This window comes from Rhodopirellula maiorica SM1, from assembly GCF_000346295.1.
GTDB lineage: Bacteria > Planctomycetota > Planctomycetia > Pirellulales > Pirellulaceae > Novipirellula > Novipirellula maiorica.
Genome location: NZ_ANOG01000025.1, coordinates 15,210 through 30,309 on the forward strand (window position 1 = coordinate 15,210; position 15,100 = coordinate 30,309).

Annotated in this window: 11 protein-coding genes; 1 reads left to right on the top strand and 10 read right to left on the bottom strand. The window is 54.4% G+C overall.

Annotation, left to right across the window (positions count from 1 at the left end):
- Positions 1–120: 120 nt before the first annotated feature.
- The 4 genes from RMSM_RS00870 to RMSM_RS00885 all read right to left on the bottom strand — a co-directional run bounded on the left by RMSM_RS00870 (position 121) and on the right by RMSM_RS00885 (position 5,889).
- Positions 121–1,605: an aldehyde dehydrogenase family protein gene (locus RMSM_RS00870; RefSeq protein WP_008690144.1), complete on the bottom strand. Its 1,485-nt coding sequence runs from the start codon at positions 1,603–1,605 to the stop codon at positions 121–123.
- Positions 1,606–1,686: 81 nt separating this feature from the next.
- Entirely contained in the window at positions 1,687–3,165 is a 1,479-nt protein-coding gene (locus RMSM_RS00875; protein WP_008690145.1) for a rhamnulokinase, read from the bottom strand.
- Positions 3,165–3,923: a class II aldolase/adducin family protein gene (locus tag RMSM_RS00880; protein WP_008690146.1), complete on the bottom strand. Its 759-nt coding sequence runs from the start codon at positions 3,921–3,923 to the stop codon at positions 3,165–3,167. Before RMSM_RS00880 ends, RMSM_RS00875 begins: the two co-directional genes overlap by 1 nt.
- Positions 3,924–4,089: 166 nt before the next feature.
- The gene (locus tag RMSM_RS00885; protein WP_008690147.1) at positions 4,090–5,889 is read right to left on the bottom strand and encodes an L-fucose isomerase; all 1,800 of its coding nucleotides are present in this window, start codon (positions 5,887–5,889) and stop codon (positions 4,090–4,092) included.
- Between the two features lie 446 nt (positions 5,890–6,335).
- On the opposite strand from RMSM_RS00885, the gene RMSM_RS00890 reads away from it, so the two are divergent.
- Positions 6,336–7,520: a XylR family transcriptional regulator gene (locus RMSM_RS00890; RefSeq protein WP_008690148.1), complete on the top strand. Its 1,185-nt coding sequence runs from the start codon at positions 6,336–6,338 to the stop codon at positions 7,518–7,520.
- Here the strand turns inward: RMSM_RS00890 and RMSM_RS00895 are convergent, their stop codons facing one another.
- The 6 genes from RMSM_RS00895 to RMSM_RS00925 all read right to left on the bottom strand — a co-directional run bounded on the left by RMSM_RS00895 (position 7,521) and on the right by RMSM_RS00925 (position 15,078).
- The gene (locus RMSM_RS00895) at positions 7,521–8,123 is read right to left on the bottom strand and encodes a hypothetical protein (protein WP_052031435.1); all 603 of its coding nucleotides are present in this window, start codon (positions 8,121–8,123) and stop codon (positions 7,521–7,523) included.
- Between the two features lie 269 nt (positions 8,124–8,392).
- Positions 8,393–8,599: a BON domain-containing protein gene (locus RMSM_RS00905; RefSeq protein WP_008690151.1), complete on the bottom strand. Its 207-nt coding sequence runs from the start codon at positions 8,597–8,599 to the stop codon at positions 8,393–8,395.
- 125 nt (positions 8,600–8,724) lie between these two features.
- A complete protein-coding gene (locus RMSM_RS00910) occupies positions 8,725–10,482 on the bottom strand; it encodes an alpha-L-fucosidase (protein ID WP_085980582.1) in 1,758 nt (585 codons plus the stop codon).
- Positions 10,483–10,712: 230 nt separating this feature from the next.
- Positions 10,713–11,774: a ThuA domain-containing protein gene (locus tag RMSM_RS00915; RefSeq protein ID WP_040763378.1), complete on the bottom strand. Its 1,062-nt coding sequence runs from the start codon at positions 11,772–11,774 to the stop codon at positions 10,713–10,715.
- A gap of 143 nt (positions 11,775–11,917) precedes the next feature.
- Complete coding sequence (locus tag RMSM_RS00920) at positions 11,918–13,441, bottom strand: glycoside hydrolase family protein (RefSeq protein WP_040763363.1); 1,524 nt, start codon at positions 13,439–13,441, stop codon at positions 11,918–11,920.
- A gap of 98 nt (positions 13,442–13,539) precedes the next feature.
- A complete protein-coding gene (locus RMSM_RS00925; protein ID WP_081613957.1) occupies positions 13,540–15,078 on the bottom strand; it encodes an arylsulfatase in 1,539 nt (512 codons plus the stop codon).
- Positions 15,079–15,100 lie beyond the last annotated feature (22 nt).

Genomic DNA, 15,100 nt, shown 5'->3' on the forward strand with positions numbered 1-15,100 from the left:
GGGCGTGCATCGGACCCTGGGCGTTTAAAACAACGGCCAGAATACACCAGCGGCGAAAAATTCTCGGCCGCGAAAAATACCCGGCCGCTTACGCGTCGCGGCTCAGGCACTCGTTGGCACTTACAGCGGGCGGACGACCGAGGTGCTGCGGTAGTAATCCATCAAGGTTTCGGCCGACAATACTCCGCCACCTAGCCCACTTTTGTTCACCCCACCATAGGGAACGCCTTGGGCGAACACGTTGTGTGCGTTAATCCAGCTGTTGCCGGCAACCATTGACTCGGCGACGCGTGCGGCACGCTCCTTGTCGTTGGTCCATACACTGTTGGCCAACCCATACTGGGTGTCGTTAACCAAAGCGATCGCCTCTTCTTCGTTTTCGAAGACGCCCAGATAGGCCACCGGGCCGAAGATTTCTTCGCGAGCGGCGACGTTGTCCATTGAACCAGCCAACAGTGCGGGCTCGATATAGTTGCCGGCATAGCCATCGACAGATGCCTCGCCGCCCCCGCACAGGCATTTCGCTCCTTGAGCTTGCCCTTTTTCCAAATAACCGAGGACGCGTTCACGCTGTTTAGGATTGACGACCGGCCCCATCTCGCTTGACGGATCCAACGGATGGCCGACGCGAACGTTCTTCATCAGTTCGACACAACGCTCGGCGAACTCGTCATAGATATTGCGATGGACCAACCAACGGGTGGCATCACAGCAAACTTGTCCTGAATGGAAGGTGATGGCGCCAACCAGTTTTGCAGCGGTTTCAGCGACATCGACGTCATCGAACACGACTGCCGCTCCCTTTCCACCAAGTTCTAATTTGACCGGTACCAAGTTGCGTCCGCACGTTTCGCCCACCAATTGGCCGACTTCGGGAGATCCCGTGAACGACATTCGCTTGATTTTTGGGTTGGCGGTCAATGCCGCGCCCGCAGTGGCACCCCGTCCGGTAACCACGTTGATCACCCCGTCGGGCACTCCCGCTTTCTTGGCTAATTGGGCGAGATACAGCGCTGACATCGACGTGTCTTCGGCCGGTTTGATGATGACGGTATTGCCAGCGGCAAGTGCGGGCGAGATCCCCCAACCGATCAGCAAGAATGGAAAATTCCAAGGGAAGATGAACGCACAGGCGCCCCAAGGTTGTTTGTAGGTCCAAGCATCGTAACCCTCGACGTCCAATTTCGTGCGGGTTTCGACTTGGCCGGCAAGTTTGACAAAGTACCGCAGTGTGTCGACAAAGTTTTGCACGTCGCCTTGAGCCTGGGCTTCGATTTTTCCTGCATCCAGCGCTTCGATTTGCGCGATGATGGGTTTGTGTTCCTCGACGGCGTCGGCCAAACGCAATAGGATCGCACTGCGGTCGTCGTGCGATAGTGCGGACCAGGCTGGAAATGCTTCGCCAGCGATTTCGACGGCCCGGTCAATTTCGGCGGCGTCAAGATCATGGATGTTCGCGAGATGTTCGCCCGAACCGGGGTCCAAGGTTGCCACAACCTTACCCGATGCGGCAGGAAAATCTTTACCGCCGACAAAACTGGGTAGATCTCCGCGACTGAGAAACTCTGCGACTTCGGGAAGCAGATTGCTGGTTGAAACGTTCATGACATACCTTTGGTTGAGTGCAACAATTAATTTCGTTCGGGGGGCGACTCGAGCGATTCGGGAGCGTTAACCATCGTACCGTTATTTTCCGCCGCGTACCAATTCGGTGAAACGCTGTCGTGTCTGCTCCCACAGTTCCGAGGACTCGGGTTCATAGGTGGCAATCGAGAACGAATCGCGGACCACGCGGCGGAGTTCGCTTAGCGATTCCAAATCACCCATGGCCATCGCTTGGATTAACACATTCCCGATAGCCGTAGCCTCGACAGGGCCAGCATACACTGTACGCCCGGTGGCGTTGGCCGCCAATTGGTTTAGCAGCGTGCTTTGGCTGCCACCGCCGACAATGTGCAGTTTTGAAATTTGCCGGCCCGTTAGTCGCTGCACCGTGTCGAGTGTTCGTCCGTACAATAACGCTAAGCTCTCGAGGATACAGCGAGCGTATTGCCCTGGGGTTTCGGGAATCGGTTGATTTGTTTCTTGGCAATACGAATCGATCGCCGTCGGCATGTCCGCCGGACTCATAAATCGTGGGTCGTCCGGATTGATCAGCGATCGAAACGGTTCGGCTTGTTCGGCAAGCTGGTTGATTTCAGCGTAGTCGAGCGTTTGACCTTGTCGCGACCAGCTTCGTCGCGATTCTTGTAATAACCACAGCCCGACGATGTTTTTTAGAAAACGGGTGGTGCCGTTGAGTCCAGCTTCATTCGTGAAATTTTCCGCAAGGACGTCATTATTGATCCGAGGGTCTGGCAGTTCGACTCCGATCAGCGACCAAGTTCCCGAACTCAGATAGGCCCAATCGTCTCCCTCGGCCGGGACGGCTGCGACGGCCGCCCCCGTATCGTGCGAACAAGTCGCGATCACTTCGACAGCCGGCAAGCCCGTCTCGTCACATAGCTCCGAAAGCAAGGGACCAAGCCGAGTGCCCGAGGCGACAATCGGTGGAAAGATCTTCTCGGGTAACGCAAATTGTCGGATGAGTTCGGCGGACCACTGTCCCGTGGTCGGATTGTACAGCTGCGTGGTGCTGGCGAGGCTCACTTCGGCACGGCCGACGCCACAAAACAAAAAGTTCAAGTAGTCGGCAATGTTGAGAAACTGGTCCGCGATCTGTAGCAGATCAGAGTTTTCTTTCACATCGGCAATCAGATGATACAGCGTGTTGATCGCCATAAACTGGATGCCGGTTTCAGCAAAGATTGTCTCGCGGCCCGGATTCTCTAACGCAGCTGCATAGGTTGGCTCGGTACGCGCGTCGCGGTATTGATAGGGCAACCCCAGCATGGGTTGACGATCATTCAGCAACACATAATCGACGCCCCACGAATCCACACTCATCCCGGACGCCGCCACGCCTCGATCGGCCACCATTCGCAAACCTTGTTTCAGTTCGTCAAAGATCCGAATGATGTTCCAACGCAGCGAATTTTGGATCTTCGTCGCGCCGTTGGCAAAGCGATGAATTTCTTCGAGTGTTAAGCGTCCGTCGCGGAGCGTCCCCAAGATGACACGACCACTCTCGGCGCCCAAGTCGCAAGCGATGTAATGTTTTTCCATTATAGTTTCAGTGCACGTTGGCGATAATGTTCGTCGATGCGGTTAGCGATCCGATCCACGTCGTCGGATTCCAAGAACGTCGGCCCCCCAAGAGCCGCGGCGCCGACAAAAATCTCTGCTGATTTATGAGCCATCAACATGGCGGCTTTGACCGCGCCCGGCGTTTTCCCAAGCGTGATCAGCCCATGATTCTGTAGCAGGATCACGCGGGGCGGCACGCCAAATTCGTCGATGAATTGTTGGGTCTTTTCGCGAATGACCTGCGATAGCTTCAGTCCCGGATCCGTGTACGGTACCAGCACCGATTGCGGGCCACAGCAAACGATTTCGTCTGGGAATAGCTTGCGGGTGGCAAATTGCTCTGCCAATGGTGAACACAAGATCTGGTTTACGCTGACACTGTGAGTGTGCCCCACGTATTCGATTCCCGGCAATGACAGCAGGTAGGCATGAAACAGTGTTTCCACCGAGGGTTTTTTTGACTTGCTGTCAACACGACAAGCAAACAGTTGGTCCTCGATCTGTTGATCGCTCAAGTCGTGGTTGTCGAGCATTTGCAGCAGCGGAGCAAAATGACAGGCAACGAGATCGTCTTCACTGAGCGTTTCCAGACAACTGCCACTGGCTTTGACGAAAAACGTCTCGTCATCGATCTTGGCAGACGTGTTGCCTTCGCCAAGGATCGCGAGTTGTCGACGCTCGTCGCCGAGGAACTGCGAAAGCGAAATCAGTTCTTGTAAGGTTGCGTTTGCGTTCATTTGATTTGCTTTTGTAGGAAGCTTAGCTCGATCGGTTCAGCGAAAGACGCTGAGAGTCTTGGTCATTGGCCGGATTGGATGTTCGTGCGATTCTCTCTCTCTCTGGATTCGTGAGCCGAAGACACCTCGGCGGCCAACGGCTCACTTCTAAGAATTGCATCCGTGTTTATCGTCGCCCGTACAGTGGACCGAACGTTTCACATGCACGGAAATCGGCAGCTTCGCGATTCTCGGTGCCAAAGGCGTTCCAAGTGCTCGGACGGAAAATACGATCTTCGGCCACGTTGTGCATGTAAACGGGGATCCGCAATTGCGATGCGAGTGTGATGAACAAATGCCCCACATGCCCCGCGGTCAAGACGCAGTGGTTCGCACCCCAGTGGTTCATGACTTCGTACGTCGATGTGAACGCCCCGCGTCCCGTAATCGTCGGTGCGAACCAAGTCGTCGGCCATGTTGGGTTGGTGCGTTGGTCCAAAACATCGTGCACGTCGTCGGGAAGATCGACGGTATAACCTTCGGCGATTTGCAACGCAGGACCAAGTCCCGCGATCAAGTTAATACGCGTCATGGTCGATGGCATACCGCCGCGAGTACGGTAACGTGTACTCATCCCGCCGCCAGGGAAATACTCGGTGATCGACGGGTGCCACGTCGTCGCTTGCAAACACTTTTGCACTTCGTCGTCCGTGATCTCCCAGAACGGCTTCATCGTCGGTTGACCATTTTCTTCCTGTTGACCGGTGCCATCCAATGTCGCGGGGCCCGAGTTGATCAGGTGCAACAGGCCGTCTTTGGCGTGCCCGTCCAAACGGTAACCGTCACACGCACCGGCAACCGCGTCTGGACTCCAATAGGTCCGCAAATCCGCAAAGATCTGTGCGGTGTTTGTCAACAGATGGCCGAACAACATCGTCGCACCGTTTAGTGCGTCGTTCTCGGTGGCGACAATGTAGGGAGCTCGTTTGCCATTCCAATCGAAGGACGTATTCAAAATGGCTTCGAGAAAGTCACCATTGGGAAAGTGGTCGGTCCATTGACGTTGACCCTGGAAACCGGACGCGATCGCTTGATGCCCCATCGCTTGTTCGCCAAGTCCCATCTCGGCCAGACGCGGGTTTCCAACCATCAAATCGCGGGCGATCAACGCCATCTTCACGCTATCGGACCATTCACTGTCCAACTGCTCACGGCTGCGGACTTGGTCTTCTGCGTTGTAATCTTTGCCTTCGGGACAATTTTCTTTGACCCATGCCAGCGCTCGTTCGTACTCTTGTGGATCATATTGTTCCTTCTGCATCCGGCCGACAAACTCGCTCATGTCGATCGCTTCGACCCGCATGCCCAGCCACTTTTCCCAGAAACCTTGGTCGACCACCGAGCCCGCGATGCCCATCGAGGTGCCGCCCATCGACAAGTACGCTTTGCCTCGCATCAGTGCGACAGCCAACCCACAGCGAGCAAAGCTTAGCAATTTATGCTGCACATCATCCGGGATCACCGAATCGCCGGCGTCCTGAACATCGCGGCCGTAGATGCCAAACGTGGGCAAGCCCTTTTGTGAGTGACCCGCCAAAACGGCGGCCAAGTACACCGCGCCTGGACGCTCGGTTCCATTGAATCCCCACACCGCTTTGGGACGCAGAGGATCCATGTCCATCGTCTCGGATCCGTAACACCAGCATGGGGTCACGGTCAGCGACACACCCACGTTTTCGCGGCGAAACAATTCTTCGGTCGCGGTCGCCTCGGCGATACCGCCGATACATGGATTCGCGACCACGCACTGCACAGGATCCCCGTTGGGATAACGAACGTTTTCGGTCAACAGCGTTTTGACGCGTTGTGCCAAGGCTTGTGTTTGCTCTTCGAGCGATTCACGCACTCCCCCCAATCGTCCATCGATCGTGGGACGAATACCAATTTTAGGTAACTCGCCTTGCCAAACGGTATTGATGTCCGCCATCGAAAAATCCTTTGTGTTGACACTCAGAGGTGTATGGTTTTGAAGAGGGGTGCGAAGATGACCCGGCAATGTTTCCGGGGATAAAATTCACAGCGATCGGTCAGTTCACTCAGCGTACTGAGATTGGCTTGATTATCATTCGGTTAGCTCGAGTGGTGCAGTGCACCTCCATTTTCGGGCGGCGAAAATCGCGAAGAGGTACACTATCGGCAATTAAATCGTCGAAGGTTTCTGCGAGGTTCGCTGCGGCACTACGCGAATGTCACGCTGCGACAGGAATTGGATAGTCGTTCACCGTGAGCGATTCGAGGCAGAATGCACTGCCGACCGAAGCCGTGCATCCATGATTCTAAAGCTAATAATACCGGCGATCAATCTTGCTACAATAATGATACGCGACAGATTAGTAATGTTTTGCGTCACTCCTGGAGCATGAATCTACTCTTATGAAGCAGAAATTACGCCCTCAAATCGCTCTCCTCGTCGAGGCGTCTCGCGCTTACGGACGGGAATTGCTTCGCGGAGTTTCCCATTTCGCTCGAACGCAAGTTAATTGGTCGCTACTGCACGAAGAGATGTTGCTTGATTCGGCGATGCCGGACTGGATGACCAACGCACGGATCGATGGCGTGATTGCTCGAGTGGATACTCACACGATCGAGCCGCTGCGAAAATTGAATGTGCCCATGGTCGATGTTCGCTGCAATCGAAAATTTGTGGGGGTTCCCCAAGTCGAAACCGACAACCGGCGCGTTGCCGAATTGGCGCTCGAACATCTTTGGAACCGAGGCTTTCGCCGCTTTGCATTTTGTGGATTTCGGTTTGCGTCGTATTCCGAAACGCGACTGGACTATTTTCGCGATCTTGTCACCCAGGCAGGGTGCCCGTTCGAGTTCTATCAATCCGAAGGCAAACCAGGCACTCCGCTGATGGGGCTCGAGCGAGCCGATGTCCGAGATATGGAGCGGATGGCGGAATGGCTTCGCACGCTGCAGCGCCCCACAGGGTTGTTCGTTTGCAACGACATTCGAGGACAGCAGGTGCTCAATGCATGTCGGAAAGCGGATATCGCCGTTCCTGATGATATTGGTGTGATCGGCGTTGATGATGATGACGCGATTTGTTTGATGTGCGATCCACCGCTGACGAGCGTTCGGCCGGATGCATCGCGAGTCGGTTATCGTGCTGCAGAACTGTTGCACGAGATGCTGAACGGTTTACGACCCGAGGCCGAAATCGAGTTCATTCCGCCGACTTCGGTTTCGCAGCGGTTGTCGACCGAAGTGGTTGCCGTCGATGACATCGAGCTGGCAAAAGTGTGCCGATTCATTCGGCTGCACGCTTGCGACGGGATCAACGTCAATGATGTCACGCGGTCGACATCGCTATCACGGCGACAATTGGAACGTCGCTTTCGCGAGGTGCTGGGGCGTACCCCTCACGAGCAAATTATGGCAACTCAGATTGAGCGGACCAAACAATTGCTGCGCGAAACCGATATGACACTCGAGCAACTCGCGCCCAAAGCGGGCTACAGCCACAAAGAGAGTTTGTGTGCCGTCTTTAAACGCGAAACCGGTCAGACGCCCGGTGACTATCGCACAAAAAATCAAGTGGACCATCGTAAATGATCAGGCAACACGGTTGAAAAAGTTGCCGCTCGAACCGAGTTGCTCGCCGAGTGCTTGTTCAAACTTCGCAACGTTCACTCCGTTGTCTTCGAGCACCTGAGTCCATGCCGAGCGGACGGAGTCCGAGGAAACGTTTCCCGATTGGCTCTCTTGTTGCTCGGTAAGCGTTTCAATCAATTGGTTCAGCAGTTGGTCCACTTCGGTTTCGTCGACGTCGGCGGCCAGCAATGCCGACTCGACGGTCGAGGAATCGTCCTCCTCGGGCTTGGGGCCGCGGCCGGGGCGTGGGCCTGAGGGCCGATTCCCCTTGATCGCCTCGTCGACTTTATCGGCATCGATACCGTTGGCTTCTAGTACACTATCCACTGCTGATCGGATCGCCGTCTCATTGGTGGACCCCGACCCCGAAGCCGACGTCGACTTGACTTCCTCGACAGCCTCTTCCACCTGGCTCAGGACACTCGAGGCGGTCGCATCATCCACGCCCACTGCGGTCAACGCCGCGGCGAGTTGCTCTTGTTTTTTTGCAGGTGGGCCTTGGGCAGGTCGGCCAGCGGCGGAAGCTTGGCCGCTGAAGGACGACGCCGAGCTGGAAATGTTCATGTCGCTTTCTCGGTTTAGATTGCTGGATTTTGGCATCAAGCAACCCGGTGCGTGATGCGATGACTGTGATCATCTTCGTGGTTTCGAGCAGAGCGTCTTGCGTCAAAATCGCCGAGAATTACGATGTTTTGACTAAATTTGACCCGCATGGAGAGTTGTCAGAAAATGTCCAGAATCCGTGTCACCCTGGGACTGCCGATGACGCATTACTCGTTTGGGCACTCGGTTTTTAGCCCCTTCTGTGGTGGCGTCTTGGTGGGGCCCGGTGGCTAATGCCGCATCGAATCGGTGATCCGTCTGACACCGGGAAGAGCGCGAGTGACGGTGATCGCCAGGACTCGGTCGTTGTACGAATCAACGTGGCCGGCAATCTCGACGTCTCCGTCGCCAAAGTCGGTTACGATCAAATCGACACATCCCACTCGTGTGAGTGACGATTTGACGCGGAATTCGATGGACTGAAGATTTCGATTCATTACTCGCCTCAACGGATTATGGCATTTCAATGTGGCCTACCGTTAGAGGACGATGTCATGCAAGGGATGTCACGCTCCCTCGCAAAGAAACCGCTAAGCAATCGCTAGATTTATTCGCAGTGACTCTACTTCGACTCGTTCACCCGCTTTAGCGTCACGGAGCGAAGATTGATGGGCTGCCAATGACCCGCATCCGGCTTGATGCGAAAACTGGTTTGACCGGATTGGTCGATGTCGATCGTACCGAGCGGCCGATCGACATAATTTCCGTAGCCGCCGGTCGACATCATTTCCACTGTTTTCAATTCTCCGGCGATTCCGAAGCCAAGCCGAGTCTTCTCCTTTTCTACCGACAGCGTTGCTGAGACTTCGTAGCGTCCCGGTTGATCAATGTTGATGTTCCATTCCACCCAAGCTTGGTCGTCCACCCAATATCCGATGTGCGGGATGTCGGAATGAAACCGGATGTCGGCTTGTCGGCTGCCTTCGTTGTTGTGGATATAGCCCGCGTCCGCTGTAAGTACCAAGTTACCATTCGCGTCGGGTGTGGGGAGTTGCACGGCGACTTCCAATACGCCATCGATCTTCATTTCAATCACACTGGCGATGTCATCGGGTGCTTCGTTTGGCAATGTCAATTCAACTCCATCCTCGGTGGACTTTGCCGTTAATGTACTACCATCAGCCAACAAGCGTGCGGTTTGGACTTCGTTTTGGATACCTGGAACCAACAGCTTCCCAGCGCTGGGCCAATCAAACACGTGCAAGTACAAAATCGTTTTGCCGTCGACCGTTTTTGCGGTGCAGCGTCCCCAGTCCAATTTGGGCAGCGGGCTTGCCGATGTTCCGTAGATGGATTCGCTATTGACGTCCATCCATTGGCCAACCCCTTGCAGTCGCTCGACCGCCTCGGGCAATAGTGTCCCTTTGCCGGTGGGGCTGACGTTCAACAGATAATTGCCACCTTTGCTGGCGATATCGATCAAATTGCGGACCAACGTGGTGGTGGATTTGAAATCGCTGTCGCCTTTCTTGTACCCCCAGCTGCCGCTGATTGGCATGCAGACTTCCCAGTCGTCCTCACCAGGAGCGTGGGGAGGGATCTGGCGTTCGAACGTTTTGTAATCACCGCGGTAATCTTCGCCCAGACGATCATTGGTGATGACATTCGGCTGTAGCTTGGTCAACGAATGCAGCGCGTCGAATGATTCGCGGCTCATCTTACGAGGCGTGTCCCACCAAAAGATGCCAATCGGGCCATACTCGGTGAGCAACTGCTTGACCTCGGGAACGGCCTTTTCCATCACGTATTCATCTGAGCTGACACGCTGGATCGACTTGTCCCAACTATTACCAAAGCCGCCGGGGTGATGCCAATCTTGTGCTTGAGAATAGTAGAAACCGAATCGGAGGCCCTGTTCTTGGCATGCTTCGGCCAGTTCTTTCATGATGTCACGGCCAAACGGCGTCGCGTCGACGACGTTGAAGGGATTCGCTTTGGAATCGAACATCGCGAAACCATCGTGATGCTTGGCCGTGATGACCAAGTATTTCATTCCTGCTTGCTTTGCCAAACCGACGAATTCTGTCGCATCAAATTGCGTCGGATTGAACTGGGCCGCGTACTTCTCATATTCCGCGATCGGAATCTTTCCTCGAGCCATCATCCATTCGGCGCTATTGGGCAGCTTTTGGCCTTTGTATTCGCCGCCTACCGTCGAGTAGATGCCCCAGTGAACAAACATTCCAAACTTTGCTTGACGCCACCACTCGAGCCGCTCGTCGCGGGTTTCAATAGTTGGAGACGTGTCTTGTGCGACCACGACACCTGTTAAAAACGTAAGGAGCCCGAGGCTTAGCAGCCGAAGATGCATCGTTTTCATGGGATTCAGATTCGTTAGTTTGGGAAAAGATCGTGACTAGATTTTTGACGCGAGGGAGTGCTCACGTCCGACAAGGAAACGCATGGATGCGAAAATCGAAACCGATCAAAAGCCGCTTTTGGGCTCCTGTAGATAGATGCGTGGAGGCTAGCCAACATGCTGCACTCGCGACTAAATGAAGCCGCGGTGCAGTCTGTTTAGGCTCGTTCGTCTGATTCGCCAACCGCGAGTTATTTTACCGCAGACTTCTTTTTAGGGGCATTCTTTTTCTTCGGCTGATGCACTTTGTTGTGAGCAGGAATCGGGCTTTCGAATCCCGCGTAGGCTTCTGGTTTGATCCCTCGTGCATTGGTTTGATTACCGAAAGTGTTTGGTTTGAATGGACCCACGAAATCAATGTTCATGTCTGGGGTGATCGCGTCTTCTAGACCGATTGCCCAAAAGATCCCATTGGCGAGCAAACGGCGGTAACCGTCATTGGTCAAGTCTTCGGGCGTACCATACAGCGACGTGAACACACGGCCCGATTTGCCCGATTCGCTTTTGTAGGTTCGTGTCCATTCCGAGGGCATCGGGGGTTGCGTGTCGGATGCCGGTGAGTCAGGTGTCATGCCATTGAGCGGTTGGGCCATCGTCAAGATGTCGCCATCGGTAGGCTTGCCGACATACCCGCCGGCTTGAACCCAAACGTCGCTTACCCCTTGCAGGATCGGATGATCTTTCATCGCATCGACAATGGTAATGCGAGTACTTTGCACGTGATTGCGGCCGTAGTGACCAACCCAGGTTTGTCCGAGCACTTGATGGCCGAAGCCAAGTTCGTAGCCCTCGACTTTGGAATTGAATGCATATTTTGCATACGGTTGATCGGCGGGAATTTGGAATCCATGCGTTGCCGTCCGCATTCCGACGATCGGGCCACCGCGACGAAGGTAATCGTCAAAGTGCTTCATCTGTTCGGCTGGGAAATTTTGAAAACGCAAAAACACCACGGCCAAATCCGCCGTGTCGAGTGCTTCGAGACCAGGCATGTTCGAGGGTTTGCCGGCGACGATTTCACCCGTCTCAGGATCAATGTTGAACAGCACGGTACATTTAAAACCGTGATGTTTTGCCAACAGTCGGGCTAGTGCAGGCAGCGACTCTTCCGAGCGATATTCGTGATCACCAGCCATAAAGACAATGTGCTTGCCCTTGCCTACACCTTCTTTTCCTTCGTAGACAAGCGTTTCCGCCCGAGCGGTGCTGATCAGACTGGTAAATGCGACAACAAACAGGATTGCAAATTTCATTCGTGTTTCTCGGAGGGTAAATGAGCGAGTGAGAGGGATCGGAGTGAAACTCGCCAAGAGTTTCGGAATTGCAAGAAAACAAACTTCCACGGGAACGACGAGTTCATCCCGTTCCGGTGCATAGCCGCCGCAGTTCAGCGGCACTAACCTTCGAAGGAAACCGTGATTTTATCGAGCATCGGCTTCGATTGGTTTTCTGTCGTGTCGGTCAATTTCAGCTCGAACTGGAATCCAAAGCCAGCGGGTAATTCGGACAGGTCAAGCGAAGCGGGCGTTTTCGCGATTTGCTTGGCAAAGCCTGGCACATGGTCATACGTTTCTTTGACCACCTGCCAATCGCTCCAGTGATCGATGTTGCCGTCACCTGTGGTGTCCACGCCGACGCGTGTTTCGACTTGTTCAACCCATGGGCCAGGACTGGTGAAATCGTTTTTTTGCTGAGTGACCAGATAAAATTGCCCCTCGGCAAATGCGATATCGGGATCGGGGTGTCCGTTGCCAATATTTCCGCAGAACGTAAATGGTTTGTCCAAGCTCGGCGATGTGAACCAAGCAACGCTCATTGGTTTGCCATGTTCGGGATCATAATCGCCAAACAAATAATATTGCCCTCCGATGCTGATCGCGGCCCAGTCGCCGAATGCCTCTTGCTCGGGTTCGTGGATCTCGAATTCCGCAACATTGGTTTTGTAGTTCTTGGGATCTTCCTTGGCCCAATGGGGGTGTTTGTAAGTTCCGATCTTTCCAGTCGGTTTTGTTCGATGGTCGACAGCCGGCGCCAGGATTTTGAAATTCGAGACGCCATCGTCGCTGACCGCATGACCGGCCAATGGCGAATCCCATGAACGTCGGCTGGCATTGATCGGGCTCCAGTCCTCGTAGATGACGTGGAATTTACCATCCAAATCGCGAATGAAACCGCTATCCGAACCGTGCGAAGGATCATTCAGAGCCTTCCCCATGTTTTTCCCCGGCTTGCCATCGGTCAAATCATCATCGACATAGACATGAGGGTCTTGGTCGTTTGGAAAGTCATAGTAGATGTACGTCTTGCCATCGACATGTTCCGCTGACGTCACCCATTTCGAGAAGCCTTCGGTGACCGGGCCATGATGGACCCAGTTGACCATGTCACGGCTCTGCCACGCATGGTAACCACCTCGTCCCTTTTTCAGACCGCCGGGAGCGTCGAACTGATTGGCAAACGGCGTCGTCATTAGTGGGATATCAAATCCGTCCAGCGTCACCGGTTCCGGTTGAAATGCCGATTCCGAAGCGGCATTCTTGGCTGCTTTCTTAGCGCCCCCGTAGCGTCCAAAGATCCAGTAATTTTGGGGGCCAAGACTGAGCATTACCGGAGCGTCGGCAAGGTTGGCGGGGCCGACGTTTTTCACCGGGTTCCAGTTTTGCCAGACGGGTGACTGCTGAAAGACAATCGATTCCGCCGAACGTTTTTTGTCGAATCGTTTGAGGGTGCTTCGCAAGGTGGCCGTTTTGCCTGTCGGTCTGGCTACACCCTCTTTGATCTCAATGGCGTTTTTCTCGGACGTTTCATGTTGCCATTGCTCTTGGCTGTCGATGGTCCAGGCTTCGGTTGCGACCGATGGGCAGGTCGCTGCCACAGAGATTAGTAATGCCGCAACGGAAAAGAGTGTAATGCGAATCATAGTGCTGGGAAATGATGAAAAGGGAGGGGGATAGTCGACTGTATGCGGCTGCTGGAACCAACAAGCCGCATCGGTTTTTCATGGGGCGGAAAACGAGTTTAGTCGATCTCGGGCGTGTCCCAATCAGGAATGCCGCTTTCCTCTTTTTGCTTTAGAAAGCGATCGCGGAACGGTTTTGCGACATCCAGCGATGCATCCTCGTTGACCATCAGCGGACGAACTTCGTCCCACCAAGCGTCAAAAGCAGCATGCAACTCGCTATACACTTCGGGATATTCCGCGGCAACGTTGTTCTCTTCGCCTGGGTCCTGTTGGATATTGTACAACTCGTCGTTGACCAGTCGCCACTTCTCGCTCCGCACCGCATAGTTTTTGTACTTGGAGTGATCTGGATTGGGATCGCCTTTGCCAAAATTCCGTGGAGCTCCGGTCTTAGCCCAGCGGCCGACGTGAAAGAACGTTTTGCGATCGGGCCAGGCGGAGTTTGGATCTTTGATCAGGGGCACGAGGCTGCGTCCATCCAAATCCAAATTTGTTGGCACTGTCGCACCGGCGATTTCTGCAAGCGTCGGAAACAGGTCGTAGTGACGGCTCAAGTAGTCGATGTCGACACCCGGCTTGGTTAACCCCGGTAAACGCATGAACAGCGGCACTCGAGAACCGCCTTGGTGCGGTGATCCTTTCGCCCCTTTCATACCTGCGTTATAGACACTTGCTCCTTTGGCACTGCCGTTGTCGGTCATGAAGATCAACAGCGTATTGTCTGCCAAATCCCACTCGTCGAGCTTTTGCATAAGCAGTCCCATGTTCTCGTCGATATTGACGATCATGCCCAGAAACGCGTCGGTTGGCGAAGTGCACTTGTCTTTATAGAGATCCGAGTAGCGTTTCGCGACGTGGTAGGGACCATGCGGTGCGTTGGTTGGGATGTAGGCAAAAAAGGGCTGTTTCGGTTTCGCGTCTGTTGCGGTATTTGCGTCCGAGTTCTCCTTGATCCAGCCAAGTGCCTTGCGAAAGAACACGTCGGTGCAATAGCCTTTTGTCTGCACAAACTGGCCGTTGTGTTTGATGATGGGGTCAAAGTAGCTGGTGCCCGGAGCGTCGCTTTGCGTGCCAGCAAAGTTTTGACCAATGCCGCCGGCGCCGTGGATAAAGGTCTCGTCAAATCCGCGATTTTCAGGTTGGTAGGGATCGGCATCGCCAAGATGCCACTTGCCAAAGATCCCGGTGGTGTAACCAGCCGACTTCAACACTTGGGCGATCGTGGTGGCGCTCAGTGTCATGCGATCACGCTCGAGAATCGTATGCGTGATCCCGTTTTTGAAAGGCGCTCGACCGGACATCAGTGCTGCCCGTGTCGGGGCACATGTCGGGCTGGCGTGGAAATCGGTAAACCGCGTGCTCTGAGCGTGAAGCTTGTCGAGATTTGGTGTCTGCAGAAACGGATGTCCATGGCACCCTAGATCACCGTAACCTTGGTCGTCGGTCATTACCAAAACGATGTTCGGAGGACCAACCTCGGAACCCGACTGTTCGGCTCGCACGGTACCGACGAGCGGTCCGGCAGCGACCCCAATCAGAAACGCCACAGCGAAGCGGCATCCAGCGAATCGGGGGCGTGCGAAAGGTGTCTTCATCGATAATGCTTCCTGGTATTGT